19 protein-coding genes are annotated in these 22,461 nt (G+C 67.3%); 12 read left to right on the top strand and 7 right to left on the bottom strand.

Annotated elements, in window-relative coordinates; genetic code table 11:
* Positions 1-85 precede the first annotated feature (85 nt).
* The 11 genes from Voc01_RS44980 (at position 86) to Voc01_RS44930 (ending at position 11,418) form a co-directional block, all read left to right on the top strand.
* A complete protein-coding gene (locus Voc01_RS44980; RefSeq protein ID WP_203933897.1) occupies positions 86-994 on the top strand; it encodes a replication-relaxation family protein in 909 nt (302 codons plus the stop codon).
* A 562-nt stretch (positions 995-1,556) separates the two neighbouring features.
* Positions 1,557-2,048: a hypothetical protein gene (locus tag Voc01_RS44975; RefSeq protein ID WP_203933896.1), complete on the top strand. Its 492-nt coding sequence runs from the start codon at positions 1,557-1,559 to the stop codon at positions 2,046-2,048.
* Between the two features lie 136 nt (positions 2,049-2,184).
* Positions 2,185-2,646: a hypothetical protein gene (locus tag Voc01_RS44970; RefSeq protein ID WP_203933895.1), complete on the top strand. Its 462-nt coding sequence runs from the start codon at positions 2,185-2,187 to the stop codon at positions 2,644-2,646.
* Positions 2,647-2,794: 148 nt separating this feature from the next.
* Positions 2,795-3,085 carry a hypothetical protein gene (locus Voc01_RS44965; protein WP_203933894.1) on the top strand — a complete coding sequence of 97 codons (291 nt, stop codon included), beginning with the start codon at positions 2,795-2,797 and terminating at the stop codon, positions 3,083-3,085.
* Positions 3,082-4,590 (top strand): AAA family ATPase, encoded by a 1,509-nt coding sequence (locus Voc01_RS44960; protein WP_203933893.1) that lies wholly within the window; start codon positions 3,082-3,084, stop codon positions 4,588-4,590. The genes Voc01_RS44965 and Voc01_RS44960 overlap by 4 nt, the downstream gene beginning before the upstream one ends.
* A gap of 191 nt (positions 4,591-4,781) precedes the next feature.
* The gene (locus tag Voc01_RS44955) at positions 4,782-5,975 is read left to right on the top strand and encodes an FAD-dependent monooxygenase (protein WP_203933892.1); all 1,194 of its coding nucleotides are present in this window, start codon (positions 4,782-4,784) and stop codon (positions 5,973-5,975) included.
* A 107-nt stretch (positions 5,976-6,082) separates the two neighbouring features.
* A complete protein-coding gene (locus Voc01_RS44950) occupies positions 6,083-7,003 on the top strand; it encodes a GGDEF domain-containing protein (protein WP_203933891.1) in 921 nt (306 codons plus the stop codon).
* Between the two features lie 412 nt (positions 7,004-7,415).
* Positions 7,416-8,426: a DUF4192 domain-containing protein gene (locus tag Voc01_RS44945; RefSeq protein ID WP_203933890.1), complete on the top strand. Its 1,011-nt coding sequence runs from the start codon at positions 7,416-7,418 to the stop codon at positions 8,424-8,426.
* Positions 8,427-8,663: 237 nt separating this feature from the next.
* On the top strand, positions 8,664-9,395 hold the full coding sequence (locus Voc01_RS44940) for a DUF2637 domain-containing protein (protein ID WP_203933889.1): 732 nt from the start codon (positions 8,664-8,666) through the stop codon (positions 9,393-9,395).
* A gap of 138 nt (positions 9,396-9,533) precedes the next feature.
* Positions 9,534-10,556: a M23 family metallopeptidase gene (locus Voc01_RS44935; RefSeq protein ID WP_203933888.1), complete on the top strand. Its 1,023-nt coding sequence runs from the start codon at positions 9,534-9,536 to the stop codon at positions 10,554-10,556.
* Positions 10,557-10,671: 115 nt separating this feature from the next.
* Positions 10,672-11,418 carry a prepilin peptidase gene (locus tag Voc01_RS44930; protein WP_203933887.1) on the top strand — a complete coding sequence of 249 codons (747 nt, stop codon included), beginning with the start codon at positions 10,672-10,674 and terminating at the stop codon, positions 11,416-11,418.
* 884 nt (positions 11,419-12,302) lie between these two features.
* Here the strand turns inward: Voc01_RS44930 and Voc01_RS44925 are convergent.
* Together Voc01_RS44925 and Voc01_RS44920 are read right to left on the bottom strand one after the other, a co-directional pair.
* Positions 12,303-12,743 (bottom strand): hypothetical protein, encoded by a 441-nt coding sequence (locus tag Voc01_RS44925; protein ID WP_203933886.1) that lies wholly within the window; start codon positions 12,741-12,743, stop codon positions 12,303-12,305.
* 1,728 nt (positions 12,744-14,471) lie between these two features.
* Positions 14,472-14,654, bottom strand: coding sequence for a YegP family protein (locus Voc01_RS44920; protein ID WP_203933885.1), 183 nt, complete (start codon positions 14,652-14,654; stop codon positions 14,472-14,474).
* 466 nt (positions 14,655-15,120) lie between these two features.
* Between Voc01_RS44920 and Voc01_RS54880 the strand changes: the two genes are divergently transcribed.
* Entirely contained in the window at positions 15,121-15,648 is a 528-nt protein-coding gene (locus tag Voc01_RS54880) for a GIY-YIG nuclease family protein (RefSeq protein WP_203933884.1), read from the top strand.
* Between the two features lie 156 nt (positions 15,649-15,804).
* On the opposite strand, the gene Voc01_RS44910 is transcribed toward Voc01_RS54880, so the two are convergent.
* The 5 genes from Voc01_RS44910 to Voc01_RS44890 all read right to left on the bottom strand — a co-directional run bounded on the left by Voc01_RS44910 (position 15,805) and on the right by Voc01_RS44890 (position 22,457).
* Positions 15,805-16,803 (bottom strand): abortive infection family protein, encoded by a 999-nt coding sequence (locus Voc01_RS44910; protein ID WP_203933883.1) that lies wholly within the window; start codon positions 16,801-16,803, stop codon positions 15,805-15,807.
* Between the two features lie 548 nt (positions 16,804-17,351).
* On the bottom strand, positions 17,352-18,893 hold the full coding sequence (locus Voc01_RS44905) for a hypothetical protein (RefSeq protein ID WP_203933882.1): 1,542 nt from the start codon (positions 18,891-18,893) through the stop codon (positions 17,352-17,354).
* Between the two features lie 156 nt (positions 18,894-19,049).
* Complete coding sequence (locus Voc01_RS44900) at positions 19,050-21,641, bottom strand: AfsR/SARP family transcriptional regulator (RefSeq protein WP_203933881.1); 2,592 nt, start codon at positions 21,639-21,641, stop codon at positions 19,050-19,052.
* A 16-nt stretch (positions 21,642-21,657) separates the two neighbouring features.
* The gene (locus Voc01_RS44895; RefSeq protein ID WP_203933880.1) at positions 21,658-22,062 is read right to left on the bottom strand and encodes a pilus assembly protein TadG-related protein; all 405 of its coding nucleotides are present in this window, start codon (positions 22,060-22,062) and stop codon (positions 21,658-21,660) included.
* Complete coding sequence (locus Voc01_RS44890; protein WP_239160939.1) at positions 22,059-22,457, bottom strand: TadE family protein; 399 nt, start codon at positions 22,455-22,457, stop codon at positions 22,059-22,061. Before Voc01_RS44890 ends, Voc01_RS44895 begins: the two co-directional genes overlap by 4 nt.
* Positions 22,458-22,461 lie beyond the last annotated feature (4 nt).

Below are 22,461 nucleotides of genomic sequence, written 5' to 3'. Positions count from 1 at the left end.
TCCGAGCCCGCCCCGAAATATCCCTGTGGGGACTACCTCCCGACCGGGGAGGAGGCGTAAAGAGAGCGGTTCGATCCGGCCGCCGGTGACGTCCGGCGCCCGGCTCACCGAGTCACTGCGGGCGGTGTCGTGGCGGCTTGAGCCGCGTGACCTCGTCATCGCATCGCTGCTGTACGAGCACCGCACGCTGACGACGGCGCAGATCGCGGCGATCCTGTTCACCTCCGACCGAACCTGCCGCAACCGGCTCGCTGCGCTACGCACGCTCGGCTTCGTCGACTGGTTCGTGCCGATCCGACGAGGACGCCGTCTGCCGACGCACTGGCTGCCCGGGCTGCTGGCGGCCCGCTACGTCGCGCTTCGCGACGGCGGACGGCCACCGACCACCAAAGCGGTGCGGGAGATGCAGGACCGGGTCGTGGCTACCTCGCACCTGGCGCATGTCGATGCCACCAACCAGTTCTTCGTCGACCTGATCGCCCTGTCCCGCCGCCGGCCGGACGCACGGCTGGCCCGGTGGTGGTCCGGGCCTCGCACAGCGGCCGCGTTCGGGCGGCGGGTCCATCCCGACGGACACGGCGTATGGCGAGACGCCGGCCGGCAGGTCGCGTTCTTCCTGGAGACCGATCTCGGGAACGAGACGCAGTCGGTGCTGGCGGCCAAGGTGGCCCCGTACGAGCGGCTGCGACTCGTCGGCGGTCCCGCGTGGCCGGTGCTGTTCTGGCTGCCGACACCGGCGCGGGAAGCGAACCTCGTGGCCCGGTTGGCGTCGACGGCGCCGCCCGTGGTGCCGGTCGCCACGGCCAACCGGCGGTACGCCACCGACGTCGGGCCGGCCGGTCCGGTGTGGACAGTGGTCGGCGGCGGAGCCGACAGGGTCGGTCTGGCGGACCTGCCGAGCGTAGCGGGCGCGGTGGGCACCTTCGATCCCGGGCCGCCGACCGCTGACCAGGATCCGCTGTACCTCCTGGACCAGGACCCGGCCGCCGAGTAGGCCAGGCTGGATCCCGCCGGCGTCCCGTCACCCAACTGGCCCAACTCGCACGGCCGAGGGCGGCGGCAGAGCCCAACCGTGCAGGTCAGGACTGTTGCGGCGGCGAGGCCCAGTTGGGTGGACCGGCTACGGTCGTAGCGTCTCTTGACACCATTTCGTTCCACCCGGGCCATGGCCCGCCGGACCGGACAGTCGCAACTCGCCCACCCGCCGTCTCAGGCCGGTCGGCCGCGACCAGTACCCCGTCCGCCCGCCTCGCCCACGCAGTACCGCCAGCATCTCATCGGCTCTTCCAACGCCGACGACGCCTGCCGATCTCACCGGCACCACGATGCAGGGTCCTCTCGCAGCCGTCGCAGGCAATGCCCGATTCGGGTTCAGCGACGCGCGTCCCAGTCGACGGAAGGAGTCCAACCACCATGCGCACATCGCGCAACCATCCGATCCAGAGTCACCGGATCCGCATCCGCCTGATCCGGACCGCCACCAACGTCCATCCCGCCAGCGCACGTCCGGTCGCTACAGCCCCGCCCGACGGAATGCTGCCGGACGGAGGTGCCCGGTGAAGCCGACCGAGCTCTCCGACGTCCTGCAGGCGCTCGTCTCCGACGTCCAGCAGGCGATGCAGGAGCTCTCCGGTCCACTGCGGTGGGCAGACGAAGAGATTGCCGCCGCGGCGGCGCGGCATCCCGACGCCGCCGCTGCCGTCGACGCAAGCTTCCGGCTGCTCGCGCCGACACATTCGCTGTTTCGCACCGAGGACCTGTACCGGGCGCACTGCGTCGAAATCCTCGACCGGCTCGCCACGGGCGACGACACCCGGCCGGGGACCGCGGCCGAGTGCTGTGCGGTGCTGTCCGAGGTCAGCCTCGAGGTGCCACTACCGACCCACGCCGCCGGCCTGTACGCGCGCATGTGGAGTCAGGCAGGCCTGCGACCCGCCGCGCTGGCGGACATGCGGACGCACTACGAGGCGATCTCCGCAACCCAGATCGACGACCTGGAAACCGAGCTGCGGCACAAGCTCCGCCAGGACTGGCGCATCCGCCAGTGACCATCACGAGAGGAATGCATCGATGACCGACCAACGACCCGTCGAACACCATCACCGGACGCTGTCCGGCGACGACCTCGACCCCGTCAGGCCCCTGTTCGTCGGAGATGTGCAGGCTTTACCACGGGCAGACAACGTGACGTTCCACAGCAGCACGACCGGTTCGTGGATCGACGCCGGGCTGGAATCGCCCTCGATCACCGAGCCGCGCCTCTACACGGCGATGGAGCAGCGGCTGTTCCCCGACGCGGACGCGCTCGACCGGCGTCGGCGCATCGACGTCAGCGGCGACATCGCCGGCTTCGACGACCGACAACGGTGGCACGACCGGCACCTGCCGGGGGCCACGGCGTTCGCGAGGATCAGCGCGGCCGAGCTCGACGAGATCTGGCACTCGATCGCGATGTTCCTGCGGGTCGGCGACGTCATCCGGCTGCAGTGGCGAGCGGACAACATGTCGGACTCCCTCATCGATCCCGAGCTGCACCGCGACGACCTCAGCATCGCCGTGCACCGCGGCCGTCGCCGGTGGCTGTTCCTCCTCGACGTTCAGGTCCGCCCCGGACCGGCCCGAATGATCACCCGCACGCAGACCTGAACGAACGCGCAGTAGGCCTCGGACGGCCCGCCGCCCAATGCCAGTCGCCGGCCACACCGCTGCGGTGTGGCCCTTTCCGTATGGAGGTCCTGATCATGACGGGTCGAAGACCACCGCCACCGCACCCGCGGCTGAGGCGGGCGATCCGATGAGTGACTGGAGCAGGTTCGACACGGCGGCGCACCGCACCGCCCAGGCCGGCTGCCGCCACCTCATCCACTGCGCCGTCGACGCCACCACCCGCAGAGCGGTCGCCGAACACATCGACTACGCGCGTCGGGTCGGTGACGTCAGTGCGCTGCCGATCCAGATCGCCCAACTCGGCGGGCCATGCACCCTGCCCCCCGCCGATCCGGACGCCGCCACCGACGGCGCTGCGTCCGAGAACAATCCCGCGCCGCGCACCTCGTGCGGCGACAACAGAAAGGACCAGCGATGACAGACCGGAACACCACGATGCCCGACCTGGGCGTCAGCGCGGAGGACCTGCTGAAGGTGCTGGCCGACCGGATGAGCGGCAGCACGGCGATGGTCGCCGGGGAGGGAGTCGAGTTCTACGACGGGACCAAGATCCTCGTCCCCACCGGCACCACCTACGAGGCCGCCCGCGACATCATCGACCGGGCCGAGCGGGAGGCCGGCACCGAGACCCGCTGGCACCGCGTCTACCCGTACCGGTTCAACGACGGCGCCCACGCCCTGCTGTCCGTGCTCAAGCGCCGCTACGGCGGCGCGTTCGGCGAACGGACGATGCACATGTTCGGCAGCGAACCGCCGCAGCTGCGCACCATCGACATCAGCACGACGGCAAAGGCGCAGGTGCCCGAAGGCCGGCTGTCGTTGCCTGCGCTGAAGGGCGTGTCGCTGATCGCGCACGAGGCCTCCGAACGGGAGTACGGCAACATCTTCGGACTCGTCGTCACCGGCCCGCGCCGGTTCGCCGCCGAGATCGACGCCCTGTTCGCCGACATCGACTCCGAACTTGCCGGCGGCAGCATCTACCGCGGTTCGGCCATCGTCGGCGCGAACGCGCCGCAGTTCATCGATCTGACCGGGTTCGACCCGGCCGAGATCGTGTTCTCCACTGCCGCCAGCAGGCTGCTGGAGAACACGCTGTGGGCGCCGCTACGGCACGCCGACGACCTGCGCGCCGAACGGATCCCGTTGAAGCGGGCCGTCCTCCTGCACGGCCCGTATGGCACCGGCAAGACCTCGGCCGGACTGGTGACCGCACAACTGGCGGTCGAGCACGGCTGGACGGCCGTGTTCGCCAAAGCCGGCCGGGACTCCATCGAGGACACACTGCGCACCGCCCGGCTCTACCAGCCGGCCGTGCTGTTCATCGAGGACATCGACAACGAGACCTCGACCGGCGACACGGAGAAGGTGTCGCGGTTGCTGGAGGCGCTGGACGGGGCCACGTCCAAGGGGTCGGAGATCATGCTGGTGGTCACGACGAACCACCTGGACCGCATCCACAAAGGCATGCTGCGGCCCGGCCGGTTCGACGCGGTCATCGAGATCGCCGCCCTCGACGCCGCCGGTGTCGAGCGGCTGATCAAGGCCGTCGTCGGCGATCGGAAACTCGACCCGGACACCGACTACGCGCAGGTTGCCAAGGCCATGGCCGGGTTCTTCCCCGCGTTCGTCCGCGAGGCCGTCGACCGGGCCCGGACACTGGCCATCACCCGGCACGGCCGCATCTACACCCTGTCCACCGACGAGCTCGTCGCCGCCGCCGAGACGCTGAACGCGCAGCTCCGCGCGATGGAGGCGGCCACCGAAGGCGAACCGACGCCGACGCTCGACGCGACATTCCGCAGCATCATGCGCGGCAGCCTCGACGGCTACGGCTGGGTCCACCGAGAGGACGACCCGATCCCGGACGCCTACCTGATGGACCCGGAGAAGGCCGACCTGAACGGCGAACTCCGCAACACCTGACCCGTCCCCATCCGGTCAAGCAGACGCACGAGGCGCTGACCTGACCGGCTGACGTCCCGACCGCACGACCCGTACCGCTGTGATCGGCCATAAATGGCGCGGTCCGGCCGTACCCGGCACACAACCCTCTTGTGAACCCGGGCACGGCCGCTGGCCTGCCCGGGTTCCTTCATCTGCGAAGGAGGCCCGAGATGGGCACCGAACACCATCACCCCACCGGCCCGCGACGACTGTCAGTCGCCGTTGTCGGTGGATCCCTGACCGGCCCGGCGACAGCACTGCTGTTGCTGCAGGCCGGATTCGAGCACGTGACGGTCTACGAAGCCGTCCCCGACGCGCGCCCGCAGACCGGTGGGCTGCTCACCGTCGAACACTCGACGCTGGACGTGCTCGACCGCCTCGGCGTCGACCAGTCCGAGTTCGTCCACGTCCGATCCGAACGCATTGTCCACACCCGGATCCGGGACGGCCGGACCGAGACGACCCATCGGGTCTACCCGGGCCGCTACACAACCTGGCCGCTGCTGCACACCGCACTCGCACGCCGCCTGCCCCCGGCCGTCGTCCACTCCGGCCACCGGGTGACGGACCTGCGCACGAACCACGGCATGCCTACTTTGCACTTCGCGGACGGCTCGGTAAGTCGGGCCGATGTCGTGGTGTTCGCCGACGGTCGCGCCTCGACCGGCCGGGCGCTGCTGGAACCCGACCGGCGGATGCGCTACGCCGGATACGTCGCACACCGTGGAACGGCGCCCACCGTCGCGGGTCTGGCCCACTTCGAACGGTTCGAACCCTGCCCCGGCGTACAGTTCAACGTCGCGCCGCTGCCCGACGGCGCCGACTGGACGCTCTACCTCGACGCCACACCGGCGGAGTACACCCGCCTGTTCGGCGCCTCGCCGCAGCGGCGCCCGTTCGTCCTGCCTCACCACGTCGGACCTGAGGCACGCGATCACGTCGACGTCGCGGCTGCCGGCACCCTGACGGCGGCTCAGGCAGCCGTCGTGCACACCACCACGGTGCGTACGGCGGTCGCTGTCGCCGACATCGAGCCTCCACGGCAGATGGTGTGGCCGGTCGGAGACGGCTACGCCGCCCTGCTCGGCGACGCGCTGGCTCCGGTGCGACCACACACCGCACGTGGGGTCAACAACGGCATCGAACAGGCAGCCGGGCTCGTCGCCGCGCTGACCCAGGTCGCGAAGTACGGCGCCGATCTCGGCGGGGCACTGACCGGCTGGCAACGTCGGCACCTGCCCGCCGCGGTCGCCTCGGTCCGGCTCGGACCGGTCATCGGAGGCCGACTCGGCCTCGGCGTAGGCGCGAACACCAGACCAGCTCCAGAAGCCACGGTGCCAGCGATCGCAGGGAGCCACCGGTGAAGGCCCAGGCGGCTCGCTCCGAAACCGGATCGACAACACGTTGGGCCACGGCGCTGGTGGAGATCGCCGTCGCCGGTATCGCAGCGGTGGTCGCGGGCGCAGCCATCATGACCGGTTACGGCGGGCCGGTGTGTACGCCTGTCGCGGCCGGTGGTGCCGCGTTCGCGTCCGGATTCGTCATCGCGACCGTCCACTGGCGGGCCTGGGCACACGCCCGCGTCGACCGCGCCCTGCGCGACCCGCTGACCGGACTGCCGACCCGGGCCGTCGTCGAGGCCCGGCTCGACGACGCCACCCGCTCCGGCGAACTGGTCACCGTCGCGCTGGCGGACGTCGACGGCCTCCACGCCATTAACGCGAACTTCGGGCACGCCGCCGGCGACCGGTACCTGTCGGCCGTCGCGTACCGGCTCGCCCGAGCCGTTCCGGCCGGCGGATGTCTGGTCCGCCAAGGCGGGGACGAGTTCACCATCGTCGTGCCCGGTACCGACGCCGAAGGCCTGGCGACGGCGATCGGCGCGGCCATGGCCGGCCCGGCCGTCATCGCCGGCCGCCGGGTGCAGCCACGAGCCAGCATCGGAATCGCCAGCAACAGCGGCCACGCAGGTGACGCGCGACGTGCCCGGACCCGGGCCGACGTCGCGATGTACGCGGCGAAAGAGGCCGGCGGCAACCAGATCCGCATCTGGGACCCGGCCCTGCACGGCGAGCCCAACGCTGACGGAACGCGGCCACTCCTACGCCGACGCGACATCGACCCATCGACTGGATATGACACGTGGCATCCGGAGCCCGACGATCTGCTGACTTTCCTGCTGTCCATCACCGACGCGCGCCTGGTCCACCAAGCCGTAGCACTGGCCCGAGACCTCAACGCCGGCAGCCGTCATGCCGAGTACAGCCGACTTGCGGCCAGGCTGGGCCGGGTCGTCGATCCCCAACAGGACGACTCGAGCTGTGCCTCCCCGGGCAGCATCGGCGGCTCTGCCTGCTCCATCTGCCAGACCGAGGGTGATCATGGCGGCTGACCGGATCACCGACGGGAAGACATCATGAGGGCGCGACCCTACCGCCGCGCCGGAGCCGACCTCGGCAGTTCGCGAACCGACAGACGGGCCGGCGAGCAATCTCGGCTACCCAGAGGCGCACTCCGGCAAGCCGTCCTCGACCACCTCCGTACCCATCCGAACACCGACTTCAGCCCCGCTGAACTCGCCAACGTGTTGCGGCGACCCAACTCACGCGCCCCGATCAGCAAGGCCTGCCGGCACTGGGTCGCCGTAGGACAAGCCGTCCAGACCCGGCACCGGCCCGACCGCTACCAAGCAGCACCGGCATCCGAGTAGCGCGACACCAGCACGTCATCCACGAGCATCGCCCGGCCCGCCCCTGGGCTCCCAGTGGCGGGCCACCGGCATGCCCACATCCGGAAGGAACGCAATGTCCGAACCCTCTCAGATCACGATCCGCGGACCCGTCGACCTCATCGCCCTCGTCCCTCATCTGCTCGGCTTCGTACCGACCGCCGGTGACGTCATCGTCGTCGGAATGCGTGCCAGCAACATCGTGATGACCGCCGGCAGCCCTCTCGGAGACCTCTCCACGACGCATGAGCTGCAGGCCGCGGTCGACGACCTCGCCGGGCCGATCGGCAACGCCAACATCGACTCCGCCGCCGTCATCGGCTACGGCGACCTCCAGCACATGACGCCAGCCATCGACACGCTGCACGGATTCCTTACCTCCCACGACATCGCCGTCGTGGAGGCAATCTGTGTCGCCGAGGGTAGGTACCACCCCCGACAGCCGGCCGAAGGCGTCGCCGACGGGATCCCGTTCGACGCCACCACCACGACGGTCGCCGCCATGGTTCACGCCGGATCCGCCGCCCTACCCAACCGGGCTGCCCTCGTCGAGCAGTTCAAACCGGTCACCGGCCAGGATCGAGCGGCAATGCACGCGGCGACCCTGCGGGCATGGCACCGGCTCCGGCACATCACCGCCCGCGCCGACGACCCGGACGACATCGTCGACAAGGCCGGCCGGCACGCCGCCGCCACCGCGTACGAACGGCACAACAACGGCGACCGGCTGACCGACGACGAGGCCGCCTGGTTCACCGTCCTGCTCACCCGCGTCACGGTCCGCGATTACGTCTTCCGACGCACCCACGGCCACGACGGCCATGTCACCCTGTGGACGGACCTGACCCGGCGCGCCGAACCGGCGCTCGCCGCCGCACCGGCGACCCTGCTCGCCTTCGCCGCGTGGCGCATGGGCAACGGCTCCGTCGCCAATATCGCCCTGGAACGCGCCCTCGACGCCGACCCGGAGTACGGGATGGCGCGGCTCCTGGTCACCGCGCTCGTCAACGGACTGCCGGCGCACCGCATCGACGAGCATGTCTTCCTCGCTGACGACCCGCTGACCCGCCCGCCGACGGTCACCTGACCAATCCACTTCTCGCCCGGGTAGGCGCGGCCAGGTCCTGATCGACCAGGGCGCGCCGAGCACCGGCATCCCGCACACCAGGCGGTGCCGGCGCCGACGGGCGCCGGCACCGCCGTCACGCAGAAGGGCAGTCTCCCTGTGAAGGCCACCGAACGGCCGCCGGCGACTCCGTCGAGAGAACATGAGCCTCCGGGACGCGCACAGCGGCCCGCCATCGCACGGTTCGCCATCGGCGCCATGCTCGCCATGGTCGTCGTCCTGCTCGCCATCGTCATCGTCACCCCGATCGCCCTGTCGTCGCAGGACCTCATCGACTGGGCCGCAGCACCAAGCGGCCTCAACCTGCCCGACCCGTGGCCAATGGCCGTCTTCATCAGCCTCGACGCGGCCGCCGGCGTGTGTGTTCTCCTGACCGTCTACAGCGCCTGGCGCGGCGAACCGGCCGGGGTCTTCGGCGTCCTCGTCTGGTGCTTCGCCCTGGCGAGCGCGACCGCCAACCTCCGCCACGGACAACAACCCGGCGCGGCGCCCGACGCCATCTGGTTCTTCCCGCTGATGTCCCTCGCCGGGCCGGCGCTCCTCGAGGCCGTCCTCGGCCGGTTCCGTCGCTGGTTCCAACGTCAGACCGGCCGCCGCAACCGGGCAATGCCAGCGTTCGGCTGGCGCCGCTGGACCCCCGGCCTCGGCGCGCCCCGCGACACCTACGGCGCCTACCGCACCGCACTGCTCCTCGGCATCGACACCGTCGAGGCCGCGATCCGCACGTACCACCAAGTCTGCCCCGACGGCTCGCTGCACGTCGCCACCGCCATCCGGCAACGCGACGTCAACCGCCGACACGACTTCAGCCGACGCCAGGTCGAGTTCATCCGCAGCGCCGGCAAGCTCGGCCTCCTCGACTCCCCCGTCCCACCGGTCCAACGGCTCACCCAGAACCCCGCTAGCGAGCCCAGCACGCCCGATCACTGACCGCGGCGGACTTCGCCTGTCCACTCATCCGTCCTCAAGGGCGCGCACAGCGCGCCCTTTCTGCATTTCTGGAGAGAATTCTGTGACCACCGAACCACGAACCCACCCGCAGACCGACTCCCACGCCGACCGGTCGACATGAACGGCAAAGTGATCGGAAGCGTCATCACAGGCGTCCTCGGTCTCATCGTCAGCTGTGCAGCCGGCGTCGTGCTCATCCTCGGCGGCGGACCGGGAAGCGGCTGCAGCAGCCGGGCCCCGAGCAGTTCAGCCACAACCCCACCGGCAACCGTCGGGCGGTACGCCGACGAGCAGGTCGCCCACGCCGCCACCATCGTCGCCGCCGGCGCACAAATGGACGTGCCCGAGCGGGGATGGATCATCGCGGTGGCGACCGCGATCCAGGAGTCCGACCTACGAAACCTGCCCAGCGGCCCCGACGACTCCGTCGGGCTGTTCCAGCAACGCCCCAGCCAGGGCTGGGGCACCGCCGCACAGCTGCTCGACCCCGCCTACGCCGCCAGTAGGTTCTACGAAAAGCTGCTCACCCTCGACGGCTGGGAGCAGCTACCGCTCACCGAGGCCGCCCAGGCCGTCCAGCGCAGCGCCTACCCCGACGCCTACGCCCGCCACGAACCCGACGCCACACAGCTGGTCCACGCCATCACCGGCACCGACCTGCCCGAGCTCGACTGCGGCCCCGCCGCGACCGGCACGTGGACCCAACCGGTCAACGGGACGGTCGTGTCCGGATTCCGCACACCACAACGCCCCACCCACCATGGCGTCGACATCGCCGCCGCCCGCGAAACCCCGATCCGGGCCGCCAGCGCCGGCACCGTCACCACCGCCCGCTGCAACGTCTCCCCCGCCAGCCACGGCTGCGACGTCGACGGCTCACCCCAGATCCGCGGCTGCGGCTGGTACGTCGACATCGAACACGACGCCGGGATCATCACCCGCTACTGCCACATGCTCACGCAGCCGTACGTGACACCCGGTCAGCTCGTCGCCGTCGGCGAGGTCATCGGCGTGGTCGGCTCGTCGGGCAACTCGTCCGGGCCGCACCTGCATTATGAGGTACACGACGGGGACCACACGTCGGCGAGCGCTATCGACCCGGTCCCGTTCATGGCGTCCGTCGCCGCCCCGCTGACCTGAACTCCAGCCAAGCCTCACGTCGGCCTCGCTTGTGCGGGGTCCCGTAAGGAAGCGCTCCAACCGATACTGGGAACGTGCAGCAACCTCCGCGGACTGCTGGTCCTGTCAGGTCAGGATGACGATCGCTGACGCGGGGATCTTCGCTGCTGCGCTTGCCCTGGTGACCGGGCCGTGGCTGCGCGGCCTGATCTTCGCTCATTCCGTCGCCTACCGTCAGCCGCTACGACGCCGATGCCCGGCCTGCGGCGCGATTGCCGTTGGCGCACGGGCGGGCCTCCTTATCGCCGCACCGCTCGACGGACGGTGCCCCCTGTGCCGGTCGCCGCTCGGTCCGACGCCAGGCGTCGTCGAGTTGACCTGCGCGGCAGTGTTGGTCGGAATAGCGGTTGCGGCACCGTCGGGCTGGGTGCTGGCGGCATGGACGTGGACAGCGCTGCTGGCGGTTGCTCTGGCCTTCGTCGATGTGGCAGTCATGCGTCTGCCCGACACTCTCACCGTGACTGCCTGCGTGGGCAGCCTGGGCCTGCTCGGAATCGCTGCTATCGCGACCGGCAGCGCGTTTCACCTGGGGCGGGCGATCGTCGGCGGTGTCGGGCTCGGCGCGCTCTACCTGGTGCCCATCCTGTGGTCCGCGATGGGCATGGGCCGCGGCGATGGAATGCTCGCCGTCGTGGTCGGCATGAACGTCGGATGGCTAGGCCTTGACGCCCTCGTCACGTCGACCCTGGCCACCGCGGCCATCGCCGCGGCCTGCACCCTCACGATGCTGGCATCCGGCCGCGTCCGACGTGGCGATCATGTAGCCGTCGGTCCGTTCATCCTGCTCGGTGCTCTCGCGGCAATCCATTGGCACTCGACATGATCCGTCGGTCCTCGATCAGGGCGGGTCGGGTACGGGTTCGTGGCGCCGGACCATGGCGCGGACATCCGCTCGTACTCCGTCGCGACCGGCTGACGCCGAGCGGTCAGCGGCAAATCCGGACGCCAAGATCCGCTGCGGTGGTATCGCCGCTGCGAGCCAGTGCACGCCTGCCGTCTACCAGCACCGAAACGGTCCGTCCGATCCTTCCGGCCAGACGATCACCGGCATGGGGTCGTTGTCGGTCGCGTCTCGATTCGTGCGATGACCGCGGACCTGGCGATGCCGAGATCGCGCCGCAACAAGATGCTGGAACACCGCCGTGTTGGCCCTCCAGGTAGAGGCTGCCGCGCGGGTCTCGACGTACACCACCCCCTCGAACCAGGTGGACCGAACGTTCCAGCGGGTCCGAGCGCCCGCCGCACCGGTAGGTGGATCCGGAGGTCGAAGGCGGTGATGGCAACTCTGGTCGCGGTAGCGGCCAAGGAGCTGCGCCGAAACCCTCGGCCACGTGGCGAGAGTCCGGTCGCAGACACGGAGTGATCAGGCTACCCGGCCAGTGTGTCCGAGTCGAACCTAGCGACCAATCCCGCACGCTCGGCGTGCTCGTACTTCAGCACTCTTAAGCTCCTTAGCGGCCAGTGTCACCACGGTCAACAAGCTGATCGCTATCACGGGATAGATCCACTTGACCCAGGCAGGAAATATGTCACTCCGCAACGCGATCCACTGGCCCCAACAAAAGAGGATGACCACGATCAGGCCATGCGCGAGAACCGTAAGCTGCTGGCTTAGATTTACCTCAGGGGCACGGGTCGCGCTCACAGCCTTATAGCGGAGGAGGGAGTTATCGGCCGTATCGGCAAAAGCGGTGGGATTGTCAGCGACTAGTTGCTTCTTGACGCCCAGATTGCAGTGTTTATCAGCGTCTGAAGATACTCATGATAGGCAATTTTCGCCGCCGCGTCGGCATACAGATGAAGGGTAAAAGTGAATATTAGGGATAGCGCAATAGGCAAAGCGCAGTATACCTCCGGATAATCTGCGCCTGCGGCGAACGCGAGAGTCGCGCCGACGGCCGTTACAACAAGAGCCAGCGTCCGCTCCTGACCTTGCATTACGGTGTCGTGGCGTTCCGAAATGTGTATCGATTCGGCGTGGATCAAAGCGACTACATGATCTTGAATTATGGCGGCTGGTGTCGGATCAGACGCGATTGAGAGGCGCTCTTTGCGCTGCGGTGCAGGTGGTTGTCGAAGTGATCGCGCCGCCCAGGTCACCGCAAGCGACAAGGGCCGTCCAACTTCTTCCCAGCGGATAGATCTCATCGTCGCCTCCGCTCAACCACGCGCCAACTGCACCCTCTGCTGCGGCAGTCTTGCACTCAGACTTCATGATCTACACCCTGCGATGTAATTGGGTGTCGTAGTGTTCCTGACGGACGACATCACGATCGGCGACATCCTGTAATCGGAATGTTCGCGCAGCAGGACAGCGCTGTGTGGCCGAAGCGGTCGGTCTCGATGTGCAGCAGGACGCCGGCGGCGGACAGACGCCCGTGCGCCTCGTAGCCGCTAAGCGACCAATGTGGGATGTCCGTAACGAAGCATGATCGAGGAACCAAACGCCATCCTTGCGGGTTAATGGCAGTCCGGCTCCTTCACAGATCCTAGCGGCGCCGCCATCTTGATCACGAATCGGCGCTCCCGTCGGCCAACCCTCCCCCGGACCCTCAGGCGACCGAGCCAATCGCGGCAGATCAGTTCAGCGCGCGTAGCGCAGCAGATCGGCAGAGCCACGCTCTTCGGGGCCAGATCAGCAGAGCCGCGCTGCCCGCGGCGGATGTAAGCGTCTGAATGCAAATGAGCAAGAGATACTCGGGTCTTGCACTCGACTGTTCCCGTCCTTCGGAGATTGGGTGTCTGGTGACACAAATCTGTAGGCAGCGCAGAACACGCGATTGTTACCGCGGCGTGTACTTGTCACATGTGGTCGACGCCCATGCGGCGTTGTAGACGTAGGTGTTGTACCAATAGCACCTATTGATAATCGACGCGACGTGCGGAGGATTTGTCTGCCAGCACTGCTTCGTGTAGTTCGAACAGTGGTACATGTTGGGAACCGTGGCCGCGTGAGCCGGGGAACCCACGAGAGTCACAGCAGCAAGGAGAACGGTACCTGCAAACCTTGTCGACAGCCGACGAAACCGATTCATGATCCGTCCTCCCAATGAGATTGTTTCTCATGCATTCAAGATGAGTTGCCCGGCGAGGGCTAGACCGGGTCACCCATTCGTGGCCATGATCGAGTGCGGGCTCATTGACTACCGTGAGCCGATCGTGTTCCCGAGGCCATGAAGACGGCGAGGATGTAGTTGGCGTGCTGGTCGAGGTTCTTGCGGGCTCGGTCGTCGCGCCGGTATCGGCGTCGACACGCTCGCTGCCCGGCATCGGGGGACACGACACGAGATCACCGACGAATGGCCCTAGTGGTGACCTGTGGGCAGCCGCCGATCGTGCGACCAATCCGATGGGCCGCGCGACTAGCCAGATCCGGACGTGAGGGTGAGGCAGCGTCGGAGTCCTATTCTTCGATCGGCGGTGCGAGCGATCACGCTATTGGAGCGATGATCGTCGGGTGGACGCACCGTTCAATCAGGCTGCGGCAGAGGCGGCCGAGGCGCGTGGTGAGTGGGCTGCGTGATCACGCTCGTTGGTGGATATGCCGAGTGTCACCGCCGCGATCATCACCGGCACAACGCGCATCTCTGGCACTACGCGGCCGAACTAGCCCGTCGACCGCTGACGGACGAGTGGGCTCCAACGCATGACAACGCGCCCAGCGGCAGATGTTCGCGCGTGATCAAGCAAAGGTCGTCGCAGGCCCGGATGCCGGCCGCGACGATGATGCGCGGCAGCGCAAGTAGGTCGAACGTAGTGCCTCGATCTTGGGCGGAGCGGAGTACGGACAAGGCCGCCGCCCGGTACGGGATGCGCGCGGGCAGCGGCCCTGGTTCGTTGTCTGGTTGATCCGGGCCCCAGAGGACGGGCGTAAGATCAGGCGTCGGTCTCTACGATCTGTGCGCCGTTCGCCGCGCGCTGTACGGCCTCGCAGCCGTCCTTCGCCGCAGCCTTGGTCTCGTACGCCTCGCCGGTCGCGACGACCTGCCCGTTAGAGGCCTTGAGCCGGAACCGGAACTTGCCTGCCTTGTCGGTGTACACCTCGAACTTGCCAGCCATCGCTGCCCTCACTCTCTCCAGCGGGACCGCGCCGCAATCTCGACGCGGAACCTTCCTACGAATGCACGTCGGCGATCGCTGTCGCACGTACCCTCTCGCGGCGGTCGCGAACCGGAGGCAGAACGCTCTACGGACGAGGTCGCACCGACTCGGGAGCCGGGCAGCGGGGCCTACGACGAGCCTGAGCACCAGGTTCCGGCCGAATTGCCGCCGGACCGGCCGGTCATCCACACGCAGCGACCTAATTGAACCGGCGCCCCTGGACAGCGGCAGATGAGTAAGCTCGTGCTGCCCGATGCCAGGAAGTGTCACAAATCCCCTTTCGAAGCCAGGGTGGTAAACCCGTGAACTCCTCTGCCCACGTCCGCGGCGCTCTCTTCTTCTCGGCTCGGTCCCTTCCTCAAGCCTGATTTTGGAGTCAATCATTAGCAGTGCCCGGCATTTCAGCCCAGGTGACCGCTGCGCCGTGTACCGCCTGTATGACGACGCCGGGAGCCTGTTGTACATCGGCGCGAGCCACAATCCTGAGCAGCGCTGGCGAGACCATCGCAAGGAGAAGCTGTGGCGAGCACGGATGGCCTCCATGACGGTCGAGTGGTACTCCGACCGAGCCGCGGCGGAGTCGGCGGAGAAAGAAGCAATCGCCACGGAAGAACCCGAGTACAACGTTCGAGAGACGCCGAAGTTTGCCGAGGCGTGCCGATCAGCCAACGCCACTCGACGAGAGTCCATCGGCCAACAGATGAGGACCGCCGAGACCAACGCGAATGCGCGCCGGCGGCGGTGGTTGGCTTGGAGATTCAAGGTACCGGCGGATCTAGTCACTGCCGGAGTCGGCGTTGTGTGGCTACTGGATGCGAGTTGCCGTCCTGGCGCCCCGCTCGTGTGCCCAGGCGGATCGACAGTAGTCGTAAAACGATCAACCGGTGGAGGTTGCAGCCGGAGAGGAGCGATCGGTCTACTCGGTGACCGGTCGGTACGACCTGCTCATTGAAGACGAGAGCTGGGTTCTGTCTGTCTGACGACGGCGCGAAACAGAATGCCCGTAAGCAACTGGCGAGCTCGAGCAGCGACGATCATCGTGGCGAGCGAGAGTCCCGGCAGCGGCATGAGGGTGCGATTCGGTGAGGGCTGGCCTTCAGTCTTCGTCCTAAAGTTCTGCCGACCCGCCCGTGGCCAGGAGTTCACAACACAGACTCTGGAAAGCCTCCGCGCATTCCGAAGGAAGCCGCGCGACCTCGCTCTGTAGGGCTGAAACGACATCTGCCGGCTTGACTTTGGTAGTGCCGCGCCACGTGTCAATCCACGAAGCCCCGGTCACGCTCTCGCGAAGACTTTCGAGCACGCTTTGTATCTCGCGCTCTGGAAGTGACGACAGGACGGAGACGAACCGCGACGCGTAGAAGTCAGTGAGTCCGATGAAGCCCCCGCCGGTCAACAGCATTCCCTCCAGGACTCCGCGACGATAATCGACGGGATACTCGTCGTATCCGCCCTCGACCACTGGGTCCACGCCGACCTCAGTTGCGTTGCCGAAGCCGCCAGCCGACTGTTGGCCAAACACAACGCCGATCCGGTGCTGCACTTCGCTCGGTTGCTGAGCCAGTGCACTCGCGTCGAACTTCTCCCTCAGTACCGTCCGACTCGTACCCGTCTGGACGGCGGCAATGAGTTCGTTCGGATAGTCGGCGAGCAAGTGTCCAAGTCGCCGCAGAGCCCACCTGGACCACATCAGGGCCGACTCTAGCGAGAGCGTTGCCATCTCCACGACAACATCTGGGACGCGCGCGCGGCCATGTCCCGTTCCGTATCCGTTCCGGATCGGCGCCAGGCTCATCGCAATTGTCTGGGCCGCCTGTGCCATAGCACGAAGGTTCTGATCCTGCGAAAGATCATTGCCCGGCTGGCGCCCGAGTGCCTTCTGCGCGGCCTTCACAATCGGCTGGAAGTCAACAGAGTCGGCCACAGCTCCTTCAGCTGCTTCAACCGTCACCTTCGCGACGGTCTCCACCAATTCCTTCGCCTTGCCCACAACGTCCGGCAGATCATCGAACTCCCAGGCGCGCCGCAGCCTGCTTAGCGCAAGTTCGATCGAATCCCATGCCGGCTGTGCCAAGTGCTCCGGTCGAGGCATCTGAAAGAGATCCACACGATCACCGTAGACCCCGAACAGGCCGGCCGGAGCGAAGAACCGGTCCTCGTGCAGATGGAGGCACTACCCATGCGAAACGGCTGCGCGCGTTAGCCGGGACGCCGGATCTGCACGGCCGAACGGCTCATGGCAGGACCGTGCCTCCGGTCCGTCGATGGTTGCGCTCCAACTCGGCACGCAGCCCGTCACGAACTCGACACTTCGATTGGATCGCACAAGGTGTCTGGCTCGACAGTCGGGAGTGTCCGCGAGGCTGAACGAGAAAGGCGTGGCCATAGCCCAGGCGGCCATGGTTCGTCGAGCCGATAGGACCACGCCGGCCGAAGAGCAACAGAGAAACGACGCCGCTGTTCGCGGCGCTGGACATGCATCGAATTGGCCTCGACGGTACTCGCGGGCCTCATCGGATTGCTGCAAATAATGTTGACATGCAGGAGCGCGAACGACATCTCGTTCGGAAGCCCAGTTCCGGGTGACTGCATGACTACTCAACCGGTCCGCGCGACACAGCCGCTTTTCGCGTCCGCTTTTCCAATTACGCAGCCCTAATCCTTTCCTCCCCTGTAAAGCCGCGCAGCCAACGCCTCCGGATTTCCTAACAGATCCAATAGGTACAGGTATCCAACGAGCCCCAGGTCATGCGGAAGTTCCCCGTTGTGATGCGCTAGCAGTGCGTTTGTGATTTCAATCTTATTTGCGTGCTTGGCGCCGTGGCCGTGGGTCGCGTTTCGAAGTACCTTCACGTACATTGCCACCGCCCTTTCTGGCTCCAAAGAACGCGTTGCGCCACTCGGGAGCAGGATTTCTACGTTGGCTTGACGAAGCTGACGTCGCAGATAGAATCCATTCTGAGCGTCCTCCAAAGCCACCACGGAGCGTTCCGCGGCAGGCATCAAGACGTCAGCTGCCCCGGAAGGAATAGCTGCCCGACAACGGACCAACGCGCGCCGCGCATTCGAAAGGAGACACAATTGCTCAATCGGTTGACCGGTCAATCTTTCCAGAGTGTCGAGGACTGTAAAAAGTAAGACTTGACGCGCATCGCGATCGCGGTGAACAGCCTGAATAGCGCCAACTCGCCGAAATAGCTGCTCAACGGTCGCAGCGTTTTGGAGATGCTTAATTGCCGAGTATCTTTCCCCGCTGGTCGAGTGCACCCCAGGATTCGTCAGCACTCCGAACATGAGATTCAGACGCTCAATCCACCAGTTGGCGGCGGCGCTTGAGGAATCCACTTGAATCCTCGGTAGCTTAGTCGCCTCAGTTGGACCGCGCGAAAGTAGAAGGTTGAGTGGCTCCGCAGCGGAACTTGCGGTACCGACGATCGGCTGGCCCAACGTAAACATCACGGAGCCGAACGTCCGAGTCGGCGCCACGGCCCAAACGAACGGAGTCAAAGCTCCAACTAGTGGACCAAGATACGCATCGAGAGTAACTACTCCGCTTGTCAAGCCAAAGGCGGAAGCGAAGATATGTTCCCCAGATTTAAGAGCCTTGCTTGCGGCTCCCAGTAGCCCCCTCGCCAATTGTGGTTCACTTTCGAGTCGAAGGAACATTCCGATGGTCTTGAGGCGGTGAACAAGCTCAACCGATCTATTTACTAGATGAACTCCAGCATTAGCGAATGGCCGAACTTTTGAATCGGTCTCAATGGCCATCCGCCGCAGCAACGAGTAGGCGTCACCTGCGACTTGCTCCAACTGGGCAGCTGACGAGGTTGCGATTTGGATTTGCAGGCGATTCAAAGCGTCGATTACATCGTTGCCTTGCGAGCTTAACGCTCGCCGCTTCGTGCTGAGTCCCTCGAAGATACTCTTGTCGACGGCCTCCCATTCATCGCGCCGGGCAACGTCCACAATCCTATGAAATCTGGGCAAAGGAATCCCGGGGCCTGCCAGATTTTCAATCGAGAGAAGATCGGGCCGGACTCGCCTCTCCATCTCGACGGTGCGAATGCGACGATCGCCTCCGGACCCTTCACGGCGAACGCGAAACCCAGCCGTCCGGAAGAGTTTGTCGACTTTGCCGCCCCAAAGCCATGCCGGCGCATTCACCACTGCACTGTCGGGAACAGCAACGCTAGTCACGGCGCTTGACAGTAGCGTATGCGACGAGTCTCTGCCTGCCATTAATTGCATTTTCTCAGGGCCGCCGAGTGGCTTGATCGGACATCCTGTAAACGGCAGATTAGTGAGCCTCGGCTCTGTTCGTGGACGCGAACCGCAGCATCGTCACAGTGATGATCAATTGGCACGGTTCGCACGATGCGTTGCAGCGCCCCTCCGGCTCTGGATCTCCGCCGCCAACGCGAGCGTCTCCGCGGTCGGTTCCTCGTCGATCTCGTCGAGCGCGGCACGCAACCGCTCCAGCTGAGCCCGCACACCCATGACCTCCCCCACCGCGGCCAACGCCCGCATCGCCCGCCGTGCGACGTCCTCGTTCAGCGGATCGATGGCAACGGCCTCCTGAGTGAGCTGAACCGCGGCGTGCCGGTTTGACGGGCCAAGAAGTTCGGCCAGATGCAGGCGTGCTCGGATACCGTTCCGACGCACCTGCTCGCGGGGCTGCTCGATCCAGTCGTAGTCGTGGCCCTCGGCGAGGACGCCGGTGTGAGCGTCGATCGCGCGGCGCAGGGCGGCGATCTTCTCGTCCGGCTCGGTGGCGGCGGAGGCGCGACGTAGCTCGTCGACCAGGTGCCAGACGTCGAGGTCGAGAAGATCGGGGTTGAGGTGATAGCGACTGCCGGTGTTGACGACCGGCTGCACGGATCTGTCGCCGGCGGCCTGGCGGATCCGTCTCCGCAGGTCACCCGTCTCAGTGGACAGCCGTTCACGAGCGCGGGGGACGGTAGCGTTAGGCCAGAACGCCTCCATGATGTCGGACAGGTTCGCGCCAGACCGATGCACGGCAAGGTAGACGAGCAGTTCGCGAGCGTGGTGGCGCAACCCGGTCACCGGAACGCCGTCGCGGTCGAAGATGGCCGGCTCGCCGAGAAGTCGAACCCGGACCGACGCGGTCTGCGACGGCCCGGGTTGCGGCTCCGACGGCGGCGTCGTCATGTCCGCGCCGGGCGCCTCCGCGGCGGGGCCCGGCTCACCGGTCTGGGCTTCCTGCACGACGTCGAGCAGCTCTGTCGCGGTCGCGGTGTCGAGGACCGCAAGACGGCGGTCGCCGTCGGTGCGCCCGTCCGATCGGACGGTCAGAGTGTCTCCCCGGGGCCACGCGCCGAGGACGACGGCGCCGACCTGGAGCGGTGCGCCCAGGTGGAGGGCCGTCGTCAGCCGGGCACTCAGCTCAGGTGGTGGCGGCTCGCACAGCAGCAGCACCGGCGGCATCGGCGGGTGGAGCGGGTTGGCCTCGCGCATGCCGGTGAGGTCGGCGACGTCATGGTCCTCGAGCAGTCGTCGCCGTTCGATCAGCAATTCTTCGGTGCGGGTCAGAGCATCCGACAGGCTCGTCGTCACCTGCAGCCTCGGAATCGGGCCGAGGTCGACGGCCCCGGTCCCAAGGAGGGTGGTCAACGCGTCGGCGGGGATGATGACCTGGCCGCGGGCGTCCGGGTCGTCGGGTGTACCGCTGGACAGAGCGGCGACGAGGAGTGCGCGGGCCGCCGGGTCGGCGCCGGGGCCGGTGAGTCCGATGCCTCCGGGCGGCAACGGTTCGCCGATGCCGGCGAGCTCCGGTCCGCTCGGACCAGGCTCGGCAAGGTCGGGGCCGTCGCCAGCGGCATACTCGGTGACGGTGGGCTGTGGCGGCGTCGGCGGATCGAGCAGATCGGGTGCCTGTGCCCGGACAGTGTTCCGAATCCGCGCCACAGTTGGAGGAAGCGGTCGCAGGTCCGGGTCGGTCGGGTCGCCGGCATCGATGGGACGGTGCCGGTATCGGCTCCGTCGTCGGCGCCATACCAGTGCGGCGGCCGCGACGATCGCGGCGGCCATTGGAACGGTGAGCCAGCCGCCGGGAATCTCGACGCCGGTATCGGCCTCGGGTGCCGTCTGCGGGCCCGCCGGCGGCTCCCGGGTCGGCGCAGTGGTGGTGGTCGGCGCCGTCGTGGCAGGCGTTGTCGGTTCGGGAACGACGCCGTCGGGGTCGGGCTCCGCGGGTTGGGACGGCGTGGAGGGACCCGGGCTGGGCGGCTCGGGCGACGGTGTCCCGGATGGCGTAGAGGTGACCTGTCCGGTGGCATGAGGGCGTGCTCCCCGGTCGTGGGCGTCGGCGGGGAGGGCGAGTTGCCAGCCGGGTTCGATGTGGTCGGGACCGTCCGGCCCGGAGTCATGCGGGATCTGGTTCGTGTTGAGATCCTGGATCTCCGGGTAGCGGTTGAAGTCGCCAAGGAAGCGTTCGGCGACGTGACCGAGCCAGTCGCCCCTGGCAACGTGGTACACCGGCTCTGGCGCTGTTACGGCAACCCGGGTCAGGCCGTCGCGGTCATCGGCTGTCGCGGTGACACGCGGAATGGACGCGGTCTGGACAACCACTGCCAGGACGGGCGAGGCGATGAGCAGGCCGGCGACCAGCCATCCGACGAAGGTCTGCATCGGGGCGATGGGACGCAGCCGCGGCGACGGCACCCCGCGGAGGGCGGCGACGACCTCGACCACGACGCTGGCCACGAACGCGACCCACACGATCCACAACGCCACACCCAGCAGCTGAAGCACCATCTCGTCGGACGCCGGTTCGACGAGGACCCGGCCGATCCTGTCGGTGTCGGGCAGGTGATCTGGCAGGGGCGACCCGACTTGACTCAGCAACCCGTACGGCACCCCGACGAGTAGCGCGATCAGCAGACCGGTCCTGGCGAGGCGGCTGACCAGGGCGACGAGGGTGCTCACCATTCCTCCATCGCGGTCAGGGGCCGGTTTCGGGCACGGCGGTCGCTGTGGCGGACAGAGCGATCGCGTCGACGCCGATCGCTTGCAGGATCAGCGTGGGATGCGATCGGGTCACGGTGACGGTCACCTGTTCGGTGGTCGCTGTCGCGGTGCCGGACACATTGGCGTCTGCGAGGAACGCGGCAGCCGCAGCTCGCGCGGCGACCGGATCGAGCCGCAGGAGGCCCTGCGTCCGCAGCACCGCGAGGTCGAGTTGGTTGGCACCGGCCCGGGCGGCCTGCTGCGCGACGTCGAGAGCCTGCACCCGGGCGGCCATGGCGTTTCCGCCGTCGAGGACGGCGCCGGCCAGCAGCGCCAGCACGACCACCACACCGAGAGCCCATGCGGTTCCCGACCCTCGGTCGCTTCGCAGCCGACTCATGTTCCGCGCCCGGTGACGCGGTGGGTGTCGATGACCGCGTAGGCGGTCGCCGTGCAGGTGAGGGAGCCTGGTAGGCCGAGGCCGGTGAGCTCGGCCGTAGCCATGCGACAGGACAGCGTGACTGCCACCCGCCCGCCCCGGCGGAAGTCCCCGCCATCGACGGTCACCACCAGCGGATCGCAGGTGTGTCGATGACCGGCCAGGTTGGCGCGGGCGGCTTCCGAGGCGGCGGTGTACGCAGCCGCCTCGGTCCGGGCGAGCGACGCGGCCCGGGCAGCAGCGGACGCGGCCGAGTTGAGGTCCAGTCGCACTGCGGCGACGCGGGTACAGAAGATCACGAACACCGCCATGACGGCCGCGATCGGCAGGACGAGCACCGCCATCTCGACCGACACCGAC

It is taken from the genome of Virgisporangium ochraceum (genome assembly GCF_016863655.1).
Lineage (GTDB): Bacteria > Actinomycetota > Actinomycetes > Mycobacteriales > Micromonosporaceae > Virgisporangium > Virgisporangium ochraceum.
This window is presented reverse-complemented; position numbering and strand designations above follow the sequence as displayed.

Bases quoted from the DNA above. Each gene is read 5' to 3' on its own strand.
- Voc01_RS44920 (WP_203933885.1), bottom strand. From the start codon at position 14,654: ATGGCTGGCAAGTTCGAGGTGTACACCGACAAGGCAGGCAAGTTCCGG.
- Voc01_RS44960 (WP_203933893.1), top strand. From the start codon at position 3,082: ATGACAGACCGGAACACCACGATGCCCGACCTGGGCGTCAGCGCGGAG.
- Voc01_RS44925 (WP_203933886.1), bottom strand. From the start codon at position 12,743: ATGAGATCTATCCGCTGGGAAGAAGTTGGACGGCCCTTGTCGCTTGCG.
- Voc01_RS44965 (WP_203933894.1), top strand. From the start codon at position 2,795: ATGAGTGACTGGAGCAGGTTCGACACGGCGGCGCACCGCACCGCCCAG.
- Voc01_RS44895 (WP_203933880.1), bottom strand. From the start codon at position 22,062: ATGAGTCGGCTGCGAAGCGACCGAGGGTCGGGAACCGCATGGGCTCTC.
- Voc01_RS44940 (WP_203933889.1), top strand. From the start codon at position 8,664: ATGCTCGCCATGGTCGTCGTCCTGCTCGCCATCGTCATCGTCACCCCG.
- Voc01_RS44950 (WP_203933891.1), top strand. From the start codon at position 6,083: ATGACCGGTTACGGCGGGCCGGTGTGTACGCCTGTCGCGGCCGGTGGT.
- Voc01_RS44935 (WP_203933888.1), top strand. From the start codon at position 9,534: ATGAACGGCAAAGTGATCGGAAGCGTCATCACAGGCGTCCTCGGTCTC.
- Voc01_RS44955 (WP_203933892.1), top strand. From the start codon at position 4,782: ATGGGCACCGAACACCATCACCCCACCGGCCCGCGACGACTGTCAGTC.
- Voc01_RS44945 (WP_203933890.1), top strand. From the start codon at position 7,416: ATGTCCGAACCCTCTCAGATCACGATCCGCGGACCCGTCGACCTCATC.
- Voc01_RS44930 (WP_203933887.1), top strand. From the start codon at position 10,672: ATGACGATCGCTGACGCGGGGATCTTCGCTGCTGCGCTTGCCCTGGTG.